Genomic DNA, 20,251 nt, shown 5'->3' with positions numbered 1-20,251 from the left:
CCAGCCGACAACCGGGGTCGGACCATATCCGCGGCCCCGAGACCTGAGGAGGAGACGATGTTCAGTCTGACCGTCAACGACCACGTGATGATCGCCCACAGTCTGCCGCACGAATTCTTCGGACCGGCGCAGGCGATGCACGGAGCGACCCTCGCCGTCGAGGCGACCTTCAGCCGTGCGGATCTCAATGAGCATTCGGTCGTCCTCGATATCGGTGAGGCGATGAGCCTCCTCGACGCGGCACTCGAACCGCTGCGCTATGCCAACCTCGATGAGCATCCGGATTTCCGCGGACGCCTGAGCACCACCGAAGCCGTCGCCGAGTACATCGGCCACCGGCTCTCCGACGCCCTGGCCGACCGACCGGACGTCGGCATCCGGCTCGACCTGCGCGAGAACCCGCGCGCCTCCATCGCCTACACCGTTCCGGGACGTCCGTGAGGGTCCACCTCATCGAACCCGAACTCGGGCGCATCAGCGGGGGACTGGCCTACAACCGGGCCCTCGCCGAGGCGGCCGAAGCCGCGATCGTCCGCCACACTGTGCCCGGTTGCTGGGACCGCCCCGGCCGAGCAGAGGCCTCTGCGGTGGCCGCGCTCATCGAGGCCGCCCCCGGCCCCGTCCTCCTCGACGGACTCATCGCGACCGGCCTGCCCGACCTGACGAGACCGCCCGGGCGAGGTGTGGCTGCGGGCGTGCATGTGCTCGTCCATTCCCTGGCCGCCGACGATGCCGCACAGACCGGCACCGCCTCGCAAAGCCGGTGGTCTGCCGCGCTCGAGAAGGAACGACGCGCGCTGATGTCGGCTGCGGGCGTGATCACGACGAGCCGGTTCACTGCCGAAATGCTGTCCTCCCGATACGGAATCCACGCCGAGGCGGCCCCACCGGGCAATCCCGCGCGAGCCCAGGCGACCGGAAGCGGGGGAGGACACTTCATCTGCATCGGGGCGGTCACGGAGAACAAGCGGCAGCTGCTCATCACCGAGGCACTTCGGGCCATCATCGCTGACGAGCGCGGTCGAGATGACCGAGGAAGGCTCACCTCCTGGCACTGCACCTTCGCCGGACCGATCGTCGAGGCCGACTATGCGCATCGTCTGCGCACAGCCTGTGCAGACCTCCCCGAAGGCAGAGCCGAGGTCGTCGGCGAACTCGCCGAGGACGAGCTCGACGCACTCTACGGAAGCGCGGACCTTCTGCTCCTGCCTTCCCGCTCGGAAGCCTACGGGATGGTCGTCGCCGAAGCCGCGGCCGCCGGGATCCCCTCCTTCGTCACCTCCGGCACCGGGGCCGAAGAACCTCTCCGGTCGGGCCTCAGCCTGCCTGCCGATCGCGAGTCATGGGCTCGGGCTCTGCGACGCTGGATGGACGATGAGCACTTCAGGGTGCAGCTGCGCGCAGAGGCGCAGCAGCGCAGGGAAGAAGCCGTACGCGGCTGGGATCAGACAGCGGCGGACGTCTTCGGTGCGCTCGCAGGACACCGACGATGACTGCTGCCGAACCCGACTGGCTCGACCTGCGGCTGACCGTCGACGATGCGGCCAGACAGCAGTCGCTGCCGCTGCTCGACCGCGCCGTCGCGGCCCTCGGTCCCGAGGACGACAAACCGCTGCTCGTCATCGATATCGGCGCGGGCACGGGCAACTCGGCCCGCTGGTTCGACGTCCGGCTGCGCGAACGTCTGCCCGGCCGCGAGCTCACGTGGGTCCTCTTCGACGCCGACCGAGCATCACTCGACCTCGCCGGACGATCGCTGCCGCAGGCCCGCACCGTCTGCGGACCGATCTCGGCGCTTCCCGACATCGCTCGCGGCCTCCTCACCGTCGATCTTCCCCGCACGGCAGCGGACCGAGCCGGAGCCGCCGCAGAGCCCGTGCGACAGAAGCGACCGGATCTGCTTCTCACGTGCAGCGCTCTGCTCGACGTGCTCACCTCGGCGGATCTGGACGCAATCGTGCGCACGCTCGACGAACTCGCCGGAATCGGTCTCTTCCTCCTCAGCATCACCGGCGGCTGGTCCCTCGACCCCGCCCACCAGCACGATGCCCTGCTCGACGCGGCCTTCACCGCCCACCAGCATCGCGTCGGCCGCCTCGGCTGTGACGCGCCCGACGAGCTCATGGCCCTGGCGCGGGCGCGCGGCGCCGAGGTCATGAGCGGGTCGAGCCCGTGGAGACTGCAGGCACCCGAGGACCGCGAATTCCTCGCTCGGTTCCTCACCGAACGCATCGAGGCCGCCGTCGACGAAGACCCGGAGCTGGCCGAGACCGGCAAACAGTGGTGCGCCGATCGCCTCCGACAGCTGGACGCGCGGCTCGATGTCACAGTCGGCCACCGCGACGTGCTCATCGACGCGAGCAGAACCTCACGGCGATGACCTGGGCGAAGAGGCTCCTCGCCCTCCTCCTCACCGTCGTGCTGCTGGCACTGACGGTCCGCCTCGTCGGCGCCCAGGCGCTTCTCCACGGATGGGAGGTGCTCAATGTCTGGACGATCCTGGCCTCCCTGGTCTGCGGATTCATCATGACCGGTGCTCAGGCGCTGCGGTGGAAGCTGCTGCTGGCGCTCAAAGGCACGCACATCGCCTGGTCGCGCGCACTCGCCGACTGCTATTCCTCGAGTCTGCTGAATATGGTCCTGCCCGGCGGACTCGGCGGCGACCTCGCACGCGTGGCCGTCTACCGGCATACGGGAGCGAAGAAGTGGCTCTCGCCGCTCACCGCCGTCGGTGCCGAGCGCCTGAGTGCGACGACCCTGCTCTTCGCCGCTGCCTCCCTCAGCCTCATCGCAGTGTCGACCCGGGCGGCGCTCGCAGCCGTGGCGGTGTCCGTGACGACTCTGGTCATCTCACTGCTCGGGATGCGGGGGATGGAATGGCGGCGCAGCCTCATCGTCTGGCTGTCCTCGGCGCTGGGCATGGCGGCTCTTTTCGCGCTCTTCCTCATTGCCATGGTCGCGCTCGGGGGACCGGTTGCTCCCGTTCTCGCCGTCGTCGGTCTCGCGGCTATGAGCCTGCCGATCGGTGTGGGCGGCTGGGGCGTGCGGGAGCTGAGCGTGAGCCTCGTCGCCGCCGGAGCGGCAGTGTCGATGGAGGCGGCCGTGACGGCCTCGACCGGTTACGGCCTGCTCGCGATGCTCTCCACCCTGCCGGGGACTGTCACCCTGTGGACGGCGTCGAGCCGACGGTCACGGAGTTCGGGACCGGAGCCTGCGAAGAATGCTCGACTGCCGCAGGACTCAGCAGGTATTCGGTGCAGATGTCCTCGCCGAGCTCGAAGCGACGGAACGGTGTGCGCAGCGCCTGGGCCATCACCTCAGAACCCTCGAAGCGGATTCCCGGCACACCGTCGCCGATGAAGACCGGTGCGGTGGTGAGGAAGAGCCGGTCGAGGACTCCGGCGGAGAGGAACCTCGAGACGGTGCGGCCACCTCCTTCGACGAGGATGGAGCCGGGCACACGTTCGCGGATGAGTGCGATGACCGTCTGCGGGGCTGCGGTCTCTCCGGCTCCCATCGGTGGGAGCCGGACGACGCGCACATGATCCCCGACGTCGGAACCCACGGTCGCCTCGGCGCCGATCATCCACAGCGTCGCAGCAGGACCGGTGCGCAGCACCGTGGACTCCGTCGGCACACGTCCCCGGGGATCGAGGACGACGCGCACGGGATTCTCGCCCTCGACCGCCCGCACTGTCAGCTGCGGATCATCCGCGATGACCGTCTGAGCCCCGACGAGGACCGCCCCGACGCTGGCCCGAACCCGATGGAGGTGTGTCCGGTCGGTGCGGCCGGAGACGAAACAGGCGTCGCCGGTGCTCGTGGCGATGAACCCGTCCTGGCTCTGTGCCAGCTGAGCGACCACCTCCGCCTCGTCCGAGAGAATGTCGTAGACATCCCTTCCGTTGAGCGGAAGATGCGAGCCGATAGGCGGCTCATGGCGGGCTTGCCTCGTCGATGGCACCGCGCTGAGCTCCTCCTCGAGGTGGGAGGGAACGTCATGGTTCATCCGCAGCCGTTTGCTCATCAGGTATCTGCTGTTCTCCGGCCGGTCGGCCACAGGCAGCCGCACCCGTGAGGCGACCTCGATGCCCAGCGCCTCCAGAGCCTCCTGCTTGCTCGGATTCGACGAAAGGAGTCGGATGCGCGGACAGCCGAGTTCGCGCAGAACCGCGGCCGCGGCATCGTAGTCCCGAGCGTCGTCGGGCAGACCGAGAGCCCGGTTCGCGCTCACCGTGTCGAGACCCCCGTCCTGCAGGGCATAGGCCTGCAGCTTCGCGGCGAGACCGATTCCGCGTCCCTCGTGCTGCGTCATGTAGATGAGGAGCCCGTGACCGGAGGCGGCGATGGCGGCGAGCGCCGCGGTGAGCTGGTCTCCGCAATCGCAGCGATGTGAGCCGAGGGCGTCTCCGGTGAGGCATTCGCTGTGCACCCGCACCAGGGGAGCGTCCCTCTTCTCCGGGCTGCCCATGCTCATGACGGCATGCGTGATCCCGTTGTGGGTGAATGACCTGATGGTGAACGTCCCATGTTCGGTCGGCAGGGAGCTGCTCGGTCCGACGACGAGGGGCGGCGGGACGGAGCGGCGGTGCATCGAAGTCATATGAGCAGTATAAGAGAGAACCGTGTGGTCACGGGGTCCGAATTTTCGTCGCATCGGAGAGGGCCGGCCTTGACGCGCCGCGCTCGAGCCAGATGATGTCACGAGCGAATGACCAGGTGAGGGCTGTGAGAGCGATGCCGGCCGCGGTGCAGCCGAGCCAGGTATGGGCCTGTGCCAAGGGAGAGCCGGCCGTGACGAGGAGGATCCCCTGGGCGGCCGCGACGATCTTGCGCACTCGGGAATGGGGCAGCTTCTGCTGCCAGCGTGCGCGCAGAGATGTGATGGCCTTGAAACCGTAGTAGTAGAGCCCCGGCAGCATCGTCCACGGTCCCCAGAGCGGAACGAGAGATACCGAGAGGATGAGGACGAAGAGGGCGTCGACCCTCTCGTCGAATGCCTCACCCGCAGCGGTGACCACGGTCCGGCGGGCCACGAAACCGTCGCCGGCATCGAGCAGCAGCGCTGACGCCGCCAAAGTCACAGCCGTCCAGCTCAGCCCCGGCTGAAAGATCATGGCCGCCGTGCAGATGGTGATGATCCCCAGCCGGGCGGCCGTGATCGCATCGGCCGGTGACCACGGCCTGCCTGTGCAGAGCCGAGGGCCGGCACCGACGGCGCCGATGAAGACGACGACCAGCACGGTCAGGGGGTGCGGTCGGACGAAGACGCCGATGATCGCCGAGGCGGTCAGCAGCAGCATCGACAGGACGTCGATGCGGAGTGCTCCGGCGGTGTTCACTCCTCGTCGCAGCAGCATCGAGGTCCTTTCCTCGCCCGATCCGAGGTGTCCGGTCCGCGGTCTCGACATGGGCGAACGCGAACCGGCAACCCTGACAACTTCACCCTAGGACATCGCCCGCCAGTCAGGGGAGCCTGCTCGCTCGCGACGGGAATTTGAACGACCGCCGGGTGTGCGGCGTCGAAGGCGCTGAGGGCGTTGCGTGTCTGGACGTCGTATGGTGGTTCGACAGTGAGAACCGAAATGAGGGGTGCGCACACGTGAACGGAACGGCCGACGGATCCGAGGCTGGCCTCGGCGATCTCGCACACACCTGCTGTGCGCCCGCCGCGAAGCGAATGAGCAAGGCCGAAGGCACGGCGGTCGGCGCGGCCTGTCGAAGCGGCGAGCGAACAGCGGAGGCGAAGGACTTCAGTTTCGATTTCGTGACCGTAGGCGGCACCTTCGATATGGGCGACCCGTTCGGCGACGGTCATCCGGCCGACGGCGAAGGGCCTCGCCATCGGGTGAGTCTCAGCGACTTCGAGATCGCGACGACGAGTGTGACGAACGAGGACTTCGCGGGCTTCGTCGAGGACACGGGGTTCGTCACCACCGCAGAACGGCTGGGCACCTCCGCGGTGTTCGCCATGCTCCTCGAGACGAACCCGCAGGCGCGCAGCCACGTGCTCGGGCAAGCGCCGGGCGTGCCCTGGTGGGTCGAAGTGTCCGGGGCGAACTGGGCGGCTCCCGAGGGCCCGGGCTCCGATGTCGCCGACCGCCGAGGGCACCCGGTCGTCCATATCAGTTGGGACGATGCCCTGGCGTACTGCGCCTGGGCGGGCGTCCGACTGCCGAGCGAAGCCGAATGGGAGTGCGCCGCCCGCGGCGGCCTCAAGGGACGACGCTACCCGTGGGGCAACCGGCTGCTCGTCGACGGAGAGTGGAACTGCAATATCTGGCAAGGCGACTTCCCGCGCAGCAACACCCTCGAAGACGGGTTCATCGGCACTGCTCCTGCCCGGCATTTCTCCCCCAACGGCTTGGGGCTGTACAACACCGTCGGCAACGTCTGGGAATGGTGTTCCGACTACTTCGACCGCGACTACTATCAGCGCTCGCCCCAGACCGACCCGCCCGGCCCTGCCACGGGGGAGAAGAGGGTCATGCGCGGGGGATCGTTCCTCTGCCACGACTCCTACTGCAATCGCTACAGAGTGGCCGCGAGGTCGTCGAACACTCCCGACTCCTCGGCGTCGAACATCGGATTCCGCATCGTGCGCGATCCTCGGTGATCATCGACTTCAGTGCTTCAGGTCGTGGCCGAGTCGGCTCATCAGCCGTTGCGTCTGATCCGCCAGTGTCTCGAGCGTGAAGCGAACGGTTTCGCGGGAATCCGCGCCGGCGCGGGTGACAGCGGCGATATGGCGGGACGGCGAGTTGTCGCCGCTGAGTGGGATCCGTCGGACGGGGTGGAGATCCTGGGACCGTGACAGGCGAGATGCGACACAGACGCCGAAGCCCTCGCAGACGAGCGCGGTCCCGGTGTTCCAATCATTGGCGAAGTGGCCGATGCGCGGGGTGAACCCGGCCGCCGCGCAACTGGCCATGAGGAGCTGATGGTAGGTGGTGCCGGGCCGGCCCAGGATCCAAGTCTCCTCGACGGTGTCGCCGATCGTGACGGATTTCCGATCGGCCAGGGGATGGTCGAGCGGGACCATGAGATCGAGAGGATCATCGATGAGGAAGTGCTGACTGAAGCGTTCGTCTCCTCCGGCGGGGATGCCGGGAGCGGCCACGATGACGCCGACGTCCGCGTCACCGGAGAGCAGGAAGTCGAAGCACTCGCTGGGTTCGGCCTCGATGGTCTGCGTCTGCAGATGAGGGAACTTCGCATTGAGCACCTGCATGGTCGGCGGCAGCAGGAGTGCCGCAGCGGTGGAGAAACCGCAGAGACCCAGCCTGCCCGACACCGTTTCTGAGAAGCGTCCGAGATCGGCCAGAGCCGATTCCCATTCCGCGGACATGGCGTCCACATGGCCCAGCAGCGAGGCGGCCGCCGGCGTGAGCCGGACGTTGCGTCCGTGCTGCTCGAGCAATGTGACACCGAGCTCCTCGGCGAGTTGTCTGACCTGATGGGACACGGTCGATGGCGAATACCGAAGGGCATGGGCCGCCGCGGTGACGGTGCCGTGCCGTTGGATCATGCTCAACATGGTGAGCCGACTGTCGATCATGCGGTCCTATCGAATGATTCAGTGGAAATTCTTGCGATAGACAACAGTACTCGTTCGGGCCCATGCTGGAACAGCAGCTTCGCAACGCCACGAGGTCGGCAGCGCAGAGCCTGCGGAAGCGGCCCGCGCCACTGAGCGCGCATTCAGACCGATGAGACGAAGGAGGTTCCGGATGCCCGAATACGCACGCATCAGAGGGTCGAGGCGTCAGATGTGGTTCGGATCCCTGGTCCTGCTGGTGCTCTCGGCGGCCGCGAACATGGCCAGCCCGCTGTATCCGCTGCTGCAGGACGCCTATGGGATGTCCGACACGCTGATGACCGCGCTCTATGCGACCTATGTCCTCAGCTGTCTGCCGTCGCTGCTGCTGTTCGGGTCGGCGGCGGATGCGTTCGGTCGCAAGCCGGTCCTGTTGGCTGCGATCGGTCTGGTCGGACTGGGCACTGCGGGATTCGGGCTCAACGGCCTGGGGACTGCAGGCCTCTTCGCCGGAAGGGCGCTTGTGGGCATCGGACTCGGTTTGGGCACAGGCGCCGGAATCGCATTGATGGTCGAAGCCTCACCGGCTCGGAAGGCCTGGTTGGGAACGACCTCGGCGACGATCTCGTTCGTTCTGGGCTCGGGCCTCGGCCCGATTCTGGCGGGAGCCGTCTCAGCGCTGAGCGGCGCCCCTCTGGTGCTGCCCTTCATGGTCATGTGCGCGATGACCGCCATCGTGATGATTCTGATCGCGGCGATGCCATTGCATCGTCCGTTCACTCGACAGCGATGGCGACCGACGTGGCCGTCGGTGCCCGGCCCCATGCGCATGAACTTCAACATCGCCGCTCTGACCGGATTCGTCGGCTGGACGGCACTCGGCCTCTTCCTCGCATTGTTGCCATCGATGGCACAGTCGATTCTTCCGAAGTCGGGAACTTTGTCCTCGGGTGTCATCGTGGGTTCGGTCCTGGTGGTCTCGGCGGCGAGCCAGCTGGTGGCGCCGAAGTTCCGCCCTCGAGCCGCGCAGACGCTGGGTCTCACCCTCATGGGACTCGGAGCGGCCCTCCTCCTGGGCTCGAATCTGCCGACGATCGGACCCGATGCGGTGACATCGATCATGGTGATCGCCGCCGTGGCAACGGGTACCGGGCACGGTCTGAGCTATTGGGGAGCCAATCGTGAGATCGATGTGCTCACTCCGACGAAGAACCGCGCAGGAATCTCCGCGGCACTGTATCTGGCGTTCTACGCCGGAGCGGGGGCCCCAGCGGTCGTCGTCGGAATCCTGGCCCTGAGCATGCCGCTGGTGGTGGCCACGATGATCTTCACTCTGGCGCTGCTACTGGCGACGATCGTCGCCATTCCGGTTCCCGTCCTGGCGCAAACCGTGGTGCGGCAGTCGCGCGCTGCTTCCGCGATGTCTGCAGAAGACGGAAGGGAGGGCGATAGCGGGACCATCCGGGAAAGCACCACGGCCGACCGCTCGAGCCAAGCGGCACGACCTGGCGGGACCGCCTCGGTGCTGGAGTCATAGCGCCCGATAGACTTCGGACCATGTCGAGAATCACGTGCCCGGAGCTGAGAACGAAGACCGCTTCCGCCGCCGAGGCGGCCAGCCATATCGACAACGGCCACAGAGTGGCCATGAGCGGATTCACCGGTTCGGGGTATCCGAAGGCAGTGCCGGGCGCGGTGGCGGATCGGGCGCGTGCTGCGCACGAGCGCGGAGACGACTTCAGCGTCGAGCTGTGGACCGGCGCTTCGACGGCGCCGGAACTCGACGGAGTGCTCGCAGCGGCGCAGGCGGTGAGCAAACGGCTGCCGTTCCAGTCCGATCCGGACATGCGGGCCTCGATCAACTCCGGCGGCACCGAGTATGTCGACACCCACCTCAGCCATTCGGCGCAGCAGGCTTGGTTCGGCTTCTACGGAAACCTCGATATCGCCGTCGTTGAGGTCGCTGCGATCCTGCCCAACGGGCTTCTGGTGCCCGGCAGCTCGGTCGGCAACTCGAAGACGTGGCTCGACTTGGCCGACAAGGTCATCCTCGAGGTCAACGAATGGCACCCGCGTGCATACGAGGGTTTCCACGACGTCTACTACGGCACCCGCCGGCCGCCCGAGCGTCTGCCGATCCAGCTGCTCGAACCCATGCAGCGCATCGGCGATCCGTACCTGCGTGTCGATCCCGCGAAGGTCGTCGCCGTGGTCGAGACCAATGCTCCCGACCGGAACCTTCCGTTCAAGCCGACCGATGACGATTCGAAGGCGATCGCGAATCACCTCGTCGATTTCCTTCGCCACGAGATCCGGGCCGATCGGCTGCCGCCCGAGCTGCTCCCGCTGCAATCGGGTGTGGGCAATGTCGCCAACGCAGTGATGGGCAACCTCGCAGACAGCGAATTCGAAGGTCTGACCGCGTACACCGAGGTCATCCAGGACGGGATGCTCGACCTTCTCGACAACGGCAAACTCGCTTCGGTGTCGGCCACCGCGTTCTCACTGTCGGCCGAACGGGCAGCCCATTTCAACGAGAACATCGAGTCCTACAAAGGCCGGATCCTGCTGCGGACACAGGAGATGTCGAACCATCCCGAGGCCATCCGCCGCCTCGGAGTCATCGCGATCAACGGGATGGTCGAGGCCGACATCTACGGCAACGTGAACTCCACCCATGTGATGGGCTCGTCGATCATCAACGGCATCGGCGGTTCCGGCGACTTCGCGCGCAACGCCTACCTCGACTTCTTCGTCTCGAACTCGTTGGCCAAGAACGGCGCGATCTCCTCGATCGTGCCGTTCGCCAGCCACATCGACCATACCGAGCACGACACGCAGATCCTCGTCACCGAACAGGGACTGGCCGATCTGCGCGGACTCTCACCCGTGGCACGAGCCCGGAAGATCATCGCCGCCTGCGCCCACCCCGACTACCGCGAACGGCTTTCGGACTATCTCGAGCGGGCGATCGCCGCGAATCCGCACGGACGGCACACTCCGCACCTGCTGGGCGAGGCCCTGTCCTGGCACGAGAGCTTCACGACCACCGGACGGATGTAGAGGGCCGGTCCTGCTCACTCAGCCGGCGAGCCAGGTCGGCACGGCGGCCACCACCCAGGCCAGCCCGGGGCCGATGAGGCTGATCGTCTGAAGATTGTCCGTGACTTCGCCCGCGCGCGGTTTGCTACTGTCGGTTGAGGACGCGGACGAGGTTCGGCTTCACAGCAGACGACCGAATTCGCGGGAGGGAGCGGCCGCCTGTGGTGGTGAACCAGATGTTCGGCAGATTCCTGCCGTCGAATCGCAGACTCAATCCGGCGGCGCTGGCATGGGTGGTCGTCGTCTTTGCGGCTATCGTCATGCTGGCCGTGCAGTCCTCGATCGCCGCGGGAGTCTATGATGCTCCCGTGGCGTTGGCCTTCGGTCTCACTGTCGTCCACGCCGGAACGATGCCGCTGTCCATGCTGCGTCCGCTCTTCGGTGCCATCCTCTCGTCCTGTGCGTGCGCCGCGCTGCCGCTGATCGGCCCCCATGCAGCCGATGCGCCCTGGCCGTGGATGGTGCCGGTGATGATCACTCAGATCGCAGTCATCCTCATCATCGGCCTGCGTGCGCACTGGGGGATCGCGCTTTCGGCACTCCTCGGCAGCATAGGCGGGTCCGCGCTCGCGGCCGTGGTCGGTCATGCTCTCTTCCACCTCGAACGAACCGACGCGTCGATCATCAACATCATGATCTATGCCTGCATCGCAGGTGGCGTCTACGTCGCCGCCGTCATCGTCCAGCAATGGCAGCTCATCCGCTCCCAGCTGCTGCAGGAGAAGGAGAACACCGCCGAGGAGCATTCGAAGCGCGTCACGATCGAAGAGAGGGCCCGAATCGCGCGCGAGCTGCACGATATCGTCGCTCACAGCATGTCCATCATCAACATCCAGTCCTCCAGCGCACCCTTCCGCCATGCAGGGATCGACGCCGGGGTGGCGAAGGAGTTCGAGGACATCTCGACCTCTGCGCGCGCGGCGCTCACGGAGATGCGCGGTCTGCTCAGTGTGCTGCGCAACGACGATTCGGCACACGAACTGGCCCCGCAGCCGAAGCTCACCGACGTCGACGAGCTTGTCGACAAGGCTCGACAGGCGGGAGTGAGAGTCACCCTCGAGCGCCGCGGAGAACCCTTGGATGCCGTCTTGCGCGACAGCACCGGGTTGGCCGGTTATCGGATCATCCAAGAGGCCCTGAGCAATGCGATTCGGCATGCCCGGGACTCGGACATCGCCATCAGGATCCGAAGCGATGGCGCTTCGGTCCGCATCTCAGTGACCAATACCCGGGGTGAAGGCCCCACCGAGGCCGTTTCGACCGAAGAGCATCGGGGGCAGGGCCTGGTGGGGATGCGCGAACGTGCCGGTTCCGTCGGCGGTGAGATCCGCAGCCGCCGGACGGCGACGGGAGGATTCGAAGTGGAAGCTGTGCTGCCGCTCAGCCTGACAGGGCCGGTGGCCGATGAGAGGCGGGAACGCGCATGATCCGCATCGTCATCGCCGACGACCATGCCATGGTCCGGGCAGGATTCGCTGCTCTGCTGGAGGCCCATCCCGACCTCGAAGTCGTCGGACAGGCGCAGGACGGCGAGGAATGCGTGAGAATGGCGGCCGACTGCGCCCCCGACATCGTGCTCATGGATGTGCGCATGCCGATGATGGACGGCATCGAGGCGACGCGGACGATCGTCGCGGACTCACGAGCCGCCTCGGCGACAGGTCCTCGGATCATCATGCTCACCACCTTCGACATCGACGATTATGTCTTCGACGCGATCCGGGCCGGGGCCAGTGGGTTCCTCCTCAAGGACGCTCCGCCCGATGAGCTCGCCGAGGCGGTGCGCGTCGTGGCCTCGGGTGAGGGGCTGCTGGCCCCGAGCGTGACCAAACGCGTCATCGAGCACTTCGCCGCGACGCCTCGGACATCCCCGGCCCCGACGCTTTCCGGCCTGCCGGAGCTGACGGATCGCGAGCGGGAGATCCTCGTGCTCGTCGCGCGCGGCGAATCCAATTCGGAGATCGCGGCCAGTCTCTTCATCGCCGTTCAGACAGTGAAGACGCATGTCTCGCGGATTCTGTACAAACTCGATGCCCGGGATCGGGCCCAGGCCGTCATCGCGGCCTACGAATCCGGTCTGGTCGTGCCCGGGGGCCAGCTCTGAAACGGCTCTCAGATCTTCTGGCTCGGTCCCTTCGCTGACCCCCTACTCGGGTAGGGGGTGGGAAACGGCTCCACGGGGTGACGCGCAATGCGCGTGCGAACCATAGCGTTGAGGATATGAACCCATCCGAAGTGCTCAGCACCCCCTTGTCGATTCCCGCTCCGGACCCGGCCGCCCGCGCCGAGGTGCTCGAACGGCGGCGTGCCAGGCGCGGCACTGCACAACAGGAGTTCACAAGCGACTTCAGCGCCCTCATGGCCCAGGTCAAGGAGGCCGGTCTGCTCGCCCGACGCCCGGGATGGAATCTGCTGCGCTTCTGCCTCCTCGGCCTCGGGTATGCGGCCGCGTTCACGATGCTCTTCTTCGTCGGCGAGAGCTGGTGGCAGCTGGCCACCGCCGTCGTCTTCGGTGCGCTGTTCACTCAGACGGCCTATGTCGCCCACGATGCGGCTCACCGGCAGATCTTCTCCAACGGCAAGACGGGCGAATGGGTCTCGACGATCATCGGCAATCTCTTCATCGGCCTCAGCTACGGCTGGTGGCTGAAGAAGCACAATGCTCTCCACCACGCGAACCCGAACAAGGCAGGCGTCGACGGTGACATCGCCCCCGGCGCACTCGTCTTCGTCGCCGAGGATGCCCGTGAGCGCACGGGTTTCGCCGCTTGGTTCGCGGCCCGACAGGGTTGGTTCTTCCTGCCTCTGCTGACGCTGGCGGGACTGCAGCTGCATGCGGATTCGGTGAGGGCGATCCTCCGCGGCCAATCGTCGATCAAGCGACGCTGGACCGAGGGCATCCTCATCGCCATCAGACTCATCGGGTTCCCGGCGTTGGCGATCTGGGCCGCTGGTCCGCTGATCGGCAGCGTCTTCGTCCTCGTCCAGGTCGCGGTCTTCGGCGTCCACATGGGCGGTTCGTTCGCTCCCAACCACAAGGGGCAGCCGATCGTGCCCAAGGACGTCAAGATCGATTTCCTGCGCCGTCAGACGCTGATGTCGCGCAATATCTCAGGTGGTCGCCCGATGGGGTTCCTCATGGGCGGACTGAACTACCAGATCGAACACCATCTGTTCCCGAGCATGCCGAGCATCAATCTGCACAAGGTGCAGCCGATGGTGCGCGAGTACTGTCGGCAGAAGGACATCACGTACACGGAGACCACTCTCCTCGAATCCTTCAGGATCATCATCCGCTACCTCAACCGCGTAGGCCTCGGCGAGGCCGATCCCTTCGACTGCCCGGTCACCGCGCAGTTCCGCTCCCGCTGAGCTCGAAGCGCCTCAATGAGATCATCGAACCTGCGGGTATGTAGGCGTCCGGGGCGAACCCTGCGGGTCCTCAGGTGAGGTCGTCGTGTTCTCCGGAGACCCATTCGGCGTAGCGCTCCGCCGAGGTCCGGACCGCATGGTGAGCGCCGGTGGCGATGTGCTGACCGAAGTTGCCGTACATCCGATCGAAATCGAGGTCGGCCACCGAGGCGGAGATGCGCCGGACGACAGCGGCCGACAGCGGCAGGTAGTTCGGGAAGCTGCGCATGAAGGTCACCCAGCCTTCTCGGGCGACCGGGCCGATGGAGTCTCCGCTGAGCATCACTCCGGCCCCGTCCTCGGCCGTCCACACGGCGACGGCGCTGCCGGCGAAGTGACCGCCGGTGCGACGCAGCACGGTTCCCGGCAGCGGCGTCGCCTCGTGGTAGTAGGTGCAGATGGTGCCGACCGTCCGCTGCACCCATCCGAGATCGGCACGGCAGACGAAGATCGGAGCATCGCCGAACGCGGCGCTGTATTCCACCTGTGTGCCGAACATATGCGGATGGCTCGCAGCGATGGCTGCGATGCCGCCGAGTTCGCGGATGCGGGCGACGGCTTCGGCGTCGATGTAGGCGGGAACGTCGAACAGCAGATTGCCGAGTTCGGTGCGCACGAGATAGCAGGTTTGGCCGATACCCAGCTTCGGTTCGACCCCGAGGGCGAAGAGTCCGGGCTCCCTCTCCTTCACGACGAGCGAATGGCCTTCAGCCTCCAGTTCGTCCCGAGTCGCCCACTGCTGGCCGGAGGCCGGGACCCACTGACGGTCATCGTCGCAGATCGGGCACAGCCGCGGAGGCGGCGTCGTCGTCTCCACCCCGCACGTGCGGCAGATCGTCACATCACTGAGCTGTGCGCCCCGGCCGCGGCCTGAGGCGGAGCCGCTGTCCGCGGCGCTGTTGGTGTTCGGCACGACGCCATCCTCTCGAGTCTCGACCGATGAGAGCACTGATTCCCACCGAGCCTAGTCCTCGGGTGAGTCCATGACCAGGGTCGGCGATGGCGATCCACGCGCGGGCTCAGACCGAGTCGCCGTCGTCGTCGACCGAATGGAGGCGATCTTCGCGCATGCTGACCGTGTCGACCCCGGGCAGATCCATGAGTGGGGCGACGAGGAGGTGCAGCGGGGGTTTGCCCTCGAACTTCGCCTCGATCGTGACCATTCGAACACCGTCGTCCTCGAATTTCCGCGAATCGACGATGGTGTTGGAGAAACCCATCCGTCCGGCCAATGCGAGGATGTCTCGCAGGACCCCCTCACCGTCCCGGTAGGAGATGCGCAGAAGCCGGCCGTGGTCGCTGTTCGGAATCCTGCGGATCAGCGGTGCGATGACGAAGAGTGTGAAGAGGTGCAGGGCCGTGAGGATGGTCGCCAGCGACAACATTCCCGCTCCGCAGGCCATGCCGACGGCGGCCGTCACCCAGATCGTCGCCGCCGTGGTCAGGCCGCGGACCATGTTGCGGCCCTTGAAGATGACCCCGGCGCCGAGGAAGCCGATGCCCGAGACGATCTGCGCTGCGATCCGCGATGGATCGAGCCGCACGTCGTTCTCGAGCACCCCGGCGAAGCCGTAGGCCGAGACAAGGGTGAAGGCACACGTGCCGATTCCCACGAGCACGTGCGTGCGATAGCCGGCCGCCTTCTGCCGGAACTGGCGTTCGAAGCCGATGAGCGAACACAGCACGAAGCTGGCCAGCAGCAGTTCGGCCTCGAGTGCCGTGGTGCTGCTGAAGAAGCCGTCGAGCGACACCGATGAACTCTCCATAGTGACTTCACCTTAGCCGTGACCGCCGAGGTGAGGAAGAAGACTGACCGGCCAGACGTGCGGTCAAACGGTGGAGGGGATCGACTCCACGCGGCTTCGGTCATCGATGACCGAGCCCTGCACGGTCTGGTGCCGGGCTGGATCAGTCGTGGTCCGGCCATCGGTGCCGGCCTCGGCGGATCGGGTGCCGTGCGAGCTCGGTGCGGCCTCCAGTGCCAAAGCCTGCTTCCGCTGTTCATTGTCGATCTCGCGTTCGCGCTCGAGATGCAGGTTGCCGAAGTCGTGCTGTGTCCGCGGCGGTCTGATTCCGTCGATGAGGAACACCAGGGCCAGAGAGACGAGCCCCCACAGACCCAGCACCTGAAGATGCTCGGTGACGACGTCCCCGTCGAAGTAGAGGATCGACCGGATCGTCTCGACCGCGGCGGCCATCGGCAGGAATTCGTGCAGGGTGGAGAAGAACGCCGGCACCATGTACTGCGAAAGCGCTCCGTTCGATGACGGCACTCCGGCGAACATGAGTGTGCCGATGACCGGAATGATCGCGAACATGCCGATGAGCCGTTCGAAGACCATCGCGAACATCGAGATGCACGCGATGGCAAGGATCCCCGAACCCCACAGGGCCGCGAAATGCCCTTCGACGGCTCCGGTGATCGGTCCCGCGATGAGCGCGACGACCAGGGACATGAATGGCGCATAGACGACGATGACGGGCAGCATCCGTTTGAGCGGACGGACCCAGGGATTGGCGTTCGCAGCGACGATGACGACCATGAACCCGGCGAGGATCCAGCCCATCGCCACGTACATCACGACCACACCGTTCTTGTCCCGATCGGGCAGCGGAGCCAGATCGTCGACATGGAGATCTGCATCCTGCGCGGAGGCGACCTCCTCGAAGATCTGCACGACCACCCGATAGGAGGCGTTGTTTCCGGCCTGATTGGCCAGCAGCTCGAAGTCCGGATTGTCTTCGTCGGGCAGGACGAGGGCGGCGACCTGATCACGGTCGTGGACGAGCCGCCGGGCCTCGCCCTCGTCGTCCACGGCGGTGAACTCGAACATCCCATCCATCTGGTCGTCGAGCTGCTTGATCGTGTCCTCGGCCTGCTCGGCCGACGCCCCGACAACGGCAACGGGCATGTCCTTCGGGGTCGGCGAGTGCATGGCCCCGAGCATGAACGTAATCATCATGGTCACCATCGCCAGGGGGAAGAGTGTCAGCGAGATGTAGCGGATGACCTTCGAATCGGGACGGCGCCCGCCGTGGATGGACGGCACGTTGACGTCGAGCGGCACCGGATGGGAGTTGCGCTTCGCGTAGAAGTGGTCATAGATCTGGGTCAGGAGGAGACCGGCGACCGCGCCGAGGGCGAGCACCAGAAGGTGTCCGGTGACTCCGTCACCGTCGAAGTAGAGAACCGAGCGCAGGGACTCGCCGATCGCCGGCATGGGCAGGAACTCGTGGGTGAAGCGGAAGAATCTCGGCATCGTGTACACGGGCATCGCCATGTTCGACGACGGCATTCCGAGCGCCATGAGGAAGAGGATGCCGACGATGACCCCCAAAGCACCGACGAGCCGGGTGATGAAGAGCTGAACGGTGGAGATGGCGAAGATGCCCAGCCAGGCGATGCCGAGCACGGCCACGGTGTCCTTGACGTCGACGACGTCGAGGATCGGGCAGGCCACGGTCCACACGAGTCCGGCGATCGCTGCCGACCAGCCGGCGAGGATGGGCACGATGCGCTTGAACTTCAGCAGCTCGGGAGAATTCGACCGCAGCACGCTGAAAGGCATGTAGCCGGCCATGACGATGGCTGTCATGAGGAACATCGCAGCCATGCTGGACGGATCGCTGTCCGGCAGCGGGGCGATGTCGTCGGTCTCGATCTCGAACCCTTCGCCCTGGAGCGCCGGGCGGACGAGCTGCTCGACCGTGTTCGCCTGCTGGACGCCGGCCCCGCTGGCCGTGACGATCGTGGCGGTGTCGCCTTCGACGATGACCGCGCCCGAGGCTTCACGGTCGTAGACCTTCTCTCGGGCGGAATACGCATCATCGGTGACATCGACGTCGAACGCACCGGGCTGGGAGCCGTTGAGAGCGAACTCCACTTCATCGGCGCTGTCAGCTGACCCGGTCACGACGACCGGCATGTCATCGGCCGTGGGGGAGTGCATGGTGCCCAGATAGCTCGTGATCATCATACCGACGAACATGAGCGGCATGATGAAGATCGCGACTGTCCGACCGATGAACTCGGCCTTCTCCCGCGTGGCGGCGGCCCGATCGTCGGCCGTCGTGACCGAGTCTGCGGGAAGGCCGTCAGCCGAGTGCTCGGACTCGCGGGCCTCTCTTCTCGTCCGTGGTCGCTGGTCGGGCATCGCCGTCCTCCTGAGGGGCTGGAAATCCTGTGATCCTCATCGACCACGGTGAACCCGATCAGTTTAAGACGCGTGACTTAAAATTGTGAAATCGATGCCTGATGAAAAGATTGAGGACATGGGAACCCACAGTGACCGAGCGCGCGAAGCGCTGCTGGATGCGGCCGAAGAGCTCTTCGCGCGCAATGGGATCGACGCGGTATCGAACCGGCGCATCGTCGAGCACGCCGGGGCGGCGAATCATTCGGCGATCGCCTATCACTTCGGCGGGCGCGACGGCCTTCTGCGTGCCCTCGTCGAAAGGCACCATGACGAGATGGCCGAGCGCAGACGAGAGCTCTCGTCGCAGCTGAGCGATTCGCCGAACATCCATGAACTCGTCCGCTGCCGACTGCAGCCGCTCATCGAAGTGCTCGACAGCCTCCCGAGGCCGAGCTGGCGAGCTCAGTTCATGTCCCAGATATCGGCCGTCCCTTCGGCGATCGAAGTGGCCACAGAAGTGGCTCGTGAGGCAGACCTTCCCGATGAGCTGCGTTTCATCAACGGTGAGTTCGAGGGGATACCTGAAAGCGTTCTGCGGGGGCGTGCTTATCTGCTGGGATCCATGGTCGTCGGCGTATGCGCCGACCAGGAGGCGAAGATGAACGAGGACGCCAACAAGGGAAGCTGGGAGCAGGTCGGACGGTTCCTCATCGACGCCGCCGCCGGGATGCTCGGCGCTCCCGTCACCGACCCGAAGGGCGCAGTGCGCTATCCCAATGTTCCCCTGCTCTGATCCGCATCGAGCAGGGACTCGACGTCGGCTGCAGCCGTCGGGACCGCAGACTGCGCCGTCGCTGACCTCACCGACCGCGCTCGCGCCATCACCGGCCCCACACCGTCGCGTTCAGAACAGGGCCTGTTGGGCCGGGGCAACGATCCCTGCAGCAGGGCTGTCGGCGGTCGCTGCCGGCTCCGACCGGAGACCGCCTCGCCTACGGGACGTCGCCGGATAGTCGTCATCGTCGGTCCCGCGCAGCCCGTAGCGGTCGATGAGCGGGTTGATGCGCTCACCGAGCCAACGGCGATACTCCTTGGAGGCATAGGACGACGTGGCGTACATCCTGCGATAGCGGTCGAGAAGCTCGGGGTGTTCACGCTCGAGCCAGGAGAAGAACCATTCGCGAGCTCCCCGCCGCAGATGCAGAGCCCCATAGACGACTCGAGCGGCTCCGGCGCCCCTGATCGCTCTGAGTGCCGAATCGAGGTGGTCGAGGGAATCGGTGAGCTTGGGCAGGATCGGCATCATGAAGACGGTGACGTCGAAGCCGAGATCGGCCGCGGCACGTACGGTGGCCAGCCGGGCCTTCGTCGTTGGGGTGCCGGGTTCGAGGCTCTGCTGCAGAGCGTCGTCGTGGACGGCGATCGACATGCTGATCTCCACCGACGTCTCCTCGGCGGCCCGTGAGAGAAGAGGCAGATCGCGACGCAGCAGAGTGCCTTTGGTGAGAATCGACATCGGCGTCGAGCGGTCGGCCAATGCGGTGATGATCCCGGGCATGAGGCCGTAGCGTCCCTCTGCCCGCTGATAGGGGTCGGTGTTCGTTCCCAATGCGACGTGGTCGCGGGCCCAGCTCGGGCGGGACACCTCGGCGGCGAGCACCTCGGCGATGTTGACTTTGACGATGACTTGCCGATCGAAGTCCCTGCCGGCGTCGAGGTCGAGGTAGCGGTGGGTGCTGCGGGCGAAACAGTAGACACAGGCGTGGGAGCAGCCGCGATAGGGGTTGATCGTCCAGGTGAAGGGCATCGAACTGGACTGGGGGACCTTGTTGAGCGCCGATTTCGCAAGGACCTCATGGAAGGCGATTCCGGAGAACTCCGGAGTCCGGACCGTGCGGATGAGCCCCTTGGCGCCGAACAGATCGGGAGCCCTCGGGCCGGACGTGTCGCCCAGTTCGTTCCATCTCATGCTTCAATTCGAACATGAGTTCGAATGACGGTCAAGACTGGAGACTGGTCGGATGTGCCAGGGGTGCCGATAGCGCGCAGAGCGCCTGCGCGACGG

17 protein-coding genes and 1 pseudogene are annotated in these 20,251 nt (G+C 66.1%); 11 read left to right on the top strand and 7 right to left on the bottom strand.

The window, feature by feature from the left end; translation table 11 throughout:
• The first annotated feature begins 57 nt into the window (after positions 1 to 57).
• The 4 genes and pseudogenes from IIE29_RS11260 to IIE29_RS16890 all read left to right on the top strand — a co-directional run.
• Complete coding sequence (locus tag IIE29_RS11260; protein WP_209325346.1) at positions 58 to 441, top strand: 6-pyruvoyl trahydropterin synthase family protein; 384 nt, start codon at positions 58 to 60, stop codon at positions 439 to 441.
• Positions 438 to 1,493, top strand: a complete 1,056-nt coding sequence (locus IIE29_RS17165) for a glycosyltransferase family 4 protein (protein ID WP_209325345.1) — start codon at positions 438 to 440, stop codon at positions 1,491 to 1,493. The genes IIE29_RS11260 and IIE29_RS17165 overlap by 4 nt, the downstream gene beginning before the upstream one ends.
• Positions 1,490 to 2,380 (top strand): class I SAM-dependent methyltransferase, encoded by an 891-nt coding sequence (locus tag IIE29_RS11250; protein WP_209325344.1) that lies wholly within the window; start codon positions 1,490 to 1,492, stop codon positions 2,378 to 2,380. Before IIE29_RS17165 ends, IIE29_RS11250 begins: the two co-directional genes overlap by 4 nt.
• Positions 2,377 to 2,847 (top strand): annotated as a pseudogene (locus tag IIE29_RS16890) (lysylphosphatidylglycerol synthase domain-containing protein); the annotation flags it as partial. The gene IIE29_RS11250 and the pseudogene IIE29_RS16890, both read left to right, overlap by 4 nt.
• Before the next feature lie 313 nt (positions 2,848 to 3,160).
• Here IIE29_RS16890 and ribA read toward each other — a convergent pair.
• Both ribA and IIE29_RS11240 read right to left on the bottom strand, forming a co-directional pair.
• Complete coding sequence (gene ribA / locus IIE29_RS11245) at positions 3,161 to 4,603, bottom strand: GTP cyclohydrolase II RibA (protein WP_209325343.1); 1,443 nt, start codon at positions 4,601 to 4,603, stop codon at positions 3,161 to 3,163.
• Between the two features lie 28 nt (positions 4,604 to 4,631).
• Positions 4,632 to 5,411 (bottom strand): CDP-alcohol phosphatidyltransferase family protein, encoded by a 780-nt coding sequence (locus IIE29_RS11240; protein WP_209325342.1) that lies wholly within the window; start codon positions 5,409 to 5,411, stop codon positions 4,632 to 4,634.
• Between the two features lie 269 nt (positions 5,412 to 5,680).
• Between IIE29_RS11240 and IIE29_RS11235 the strand changes: the two genes are divergently transcribed.
• The gene (locus IIE29_RS11235; protein WP_209325341.1) at positions 5,681 to 6,616 is read left to right on the top strand and encodes a formylglycine-generating enzyme family protein; all 936 of its coding nucleotides are present in this window, start codon (positions 5,681 to 5,683) and stop codon (positions 6,614 to 6,616) included.
• A gap of 9 nt (positions 6,617 to 6,625) precedes the next feature.
• Here IIE29_RS11235 and IIE29_RS11230 read toward each other — a convergent pair whose 3' ends face one another.
• Complete coding sequence (locus tag IIE29_RS11230; protein ID WP_209325340.1) at positions 6,626 to 7,558, bottom strand: LysR family transcriptional regulator; 933 nt, start codon at positions 7,556 to 7,558, stop codon at positions 6,626 to 6,628.
• Between the two features lie 172 nt (positions 7,559 to 7,730).
• Between IIE29_RS11230 and IIE29_RS11225 the strand changes: the two genes are divergently transcribed.
• From IIE29_RS11225 to IIE29_RS11205, 5 genes are all read left to right on the top strand, one after another.
• Positions 7,731 to 9,074 carry an MFS transporter gene (locus IIE29_RS11225; protein ID WP_209325339.1) on the top strand — a complete coding sequence of 448 codons (1,344 nt, stop codon included), beginning with the start codon at positions 7,731 to 7,733 and terminating at the stop codon, positions 9,072 to 9,074.
• A gap of 20 nt (positions 9,075 to 9,094) precedes the next feature.
• Complete coding sequence (scpC, locus tag IIE29_RS11220; RefSeq protein ID WP_209325338.1) at positions 9,095 to 10,600, top strand: succinyl-CoA:acetate CoA-transferase ScpC; 1,506 nt, start codon at positions 9,095 to 9,097, stop codon at positions 10,598 to 10,600.
• Between the two features lie 215 nt (positions 10,601 to 10,815).
• Entirely contained in the window at positions 10,816 to 12,066 is a 1,251-nt protein-coding gene (locus tag IIE29_RS11215) for a sensor histidine kinase (protein ID WP_209325337.1), read from the top strand.
• A complete protein-coding gene (locus tag IIE29_RS11210; protein ID WP_209325336.1) occupies positions 12,063 to 12,743 on the top strand; it encodes a response regulator in 681 nt (226 codons plus the stop codon). Before IIE29_RS11215 ends, IIE29_RS11210 begins: the two co-directional genes overlap by 4 nt.
• Positions 12,744 to 12,859: 116 nt before the next feature.
• Entirely contained in the window at positions 12,860 to 14,011 is a 1,152-nt protein-coding gene (locus IIE29_RS11205) for a fatty acid desaturase family protein (protein WP_216629725.1), read from the top strand.
• Between the two features lie 70 nt (positions 14,012 to 14,081).
• Here IIE29_RS11205 and IIE29_RS11200 read toward each other — a convergent pair whose 3' ends face one another.
• From IIE29_RS11200 to IIE29_RS11190, 3 genes are all read right to left on the bottom strand, one after another.
• Complete coding sequence (locus tag IIE29_RS11200) at positions 14,082 to 14,963, bottom strand: MBL fold metallo-hydrolase (protein WP_343071880.1); 882 nt, start codon at positions 14,961 to 14,963, stop codon at positions 14,082 to 14,084.
• Positions 14,964 to 15,069: 106 nt separating this feature from the next.
• Complete coding sequence (locus IIE29_RS11195; protein WP_209325335.1) at positions 15,070 to 15,816, bottom strand: MgtC/SapB family protein; 747 nt, start codon at positions 15,814 to 15,816, stop codon at positions 15,070 to 15,072.
• 63 nt (positions 15,817 to 15,879) lie between these two features.
• Positions 15,880 to 18,204, bottom strand: a complete 2,325-nt coding sequence (locus tag IIE29_RS11190) for an ABC transporter permease (protein WP_209325334.1) — start codon at positions 18,202 to 18,204, stop codon at positions 15,880 to 15,882.
• Positions 18,205 to 18,322: 118 nt separating this feature from the next.
• Here IIE29_RS11190 and IIE29_RS11185 point away from each other — a divergent pair, with 118 nt between their 5' ends.
• Entirely contained in the window at positions 18,323 to 18,979 is a 657-nt protein-coding gene (locus tag IIE29_RS11185; protein ID WP_209325333.1) for a TetR/AcrR family transcriptional regulator, read from the top strand.
• Positions 18,980 to 19,090: 111 nt separating this feature from the next.
• Here the strand turns inward: IIE29_RS11185 and IIE29_RS11180 are convergent, their stop codons facing one another.
• Positions 19,091 to 20,155 carry an Rv2578c family radical SAM protein gene (locus IIE29_RS11180; RefSeq protein WP_209325332.1) on the bottom strand — a complete coding sequence of 355 codons (1,065 nt, stop codon included), beginning with the start codon at positions 20,153 to 20,155 and terminating at the stop codon, positions 19,091 to 19,093.
• Positions 20,156 to 20,251: the final 96 nt, after the last annotated feature.

Origin of the sequence: Brevibacterium renqingii (genome assembly GCF_017808095.1) — a bacterium.
In the GTDB taxonomy this organism is placed as follows: Bacteria; Actinomycetota; Actinomycetes; order Actinomycetales; family Brevibacteriaceae; genus Brevibacterium; species Brevibacterium renqingii.
Note: the sequence above shows the minus strand (reverse complement) of the source record. Positions and strands in the feature narration are given on the sequence as shown.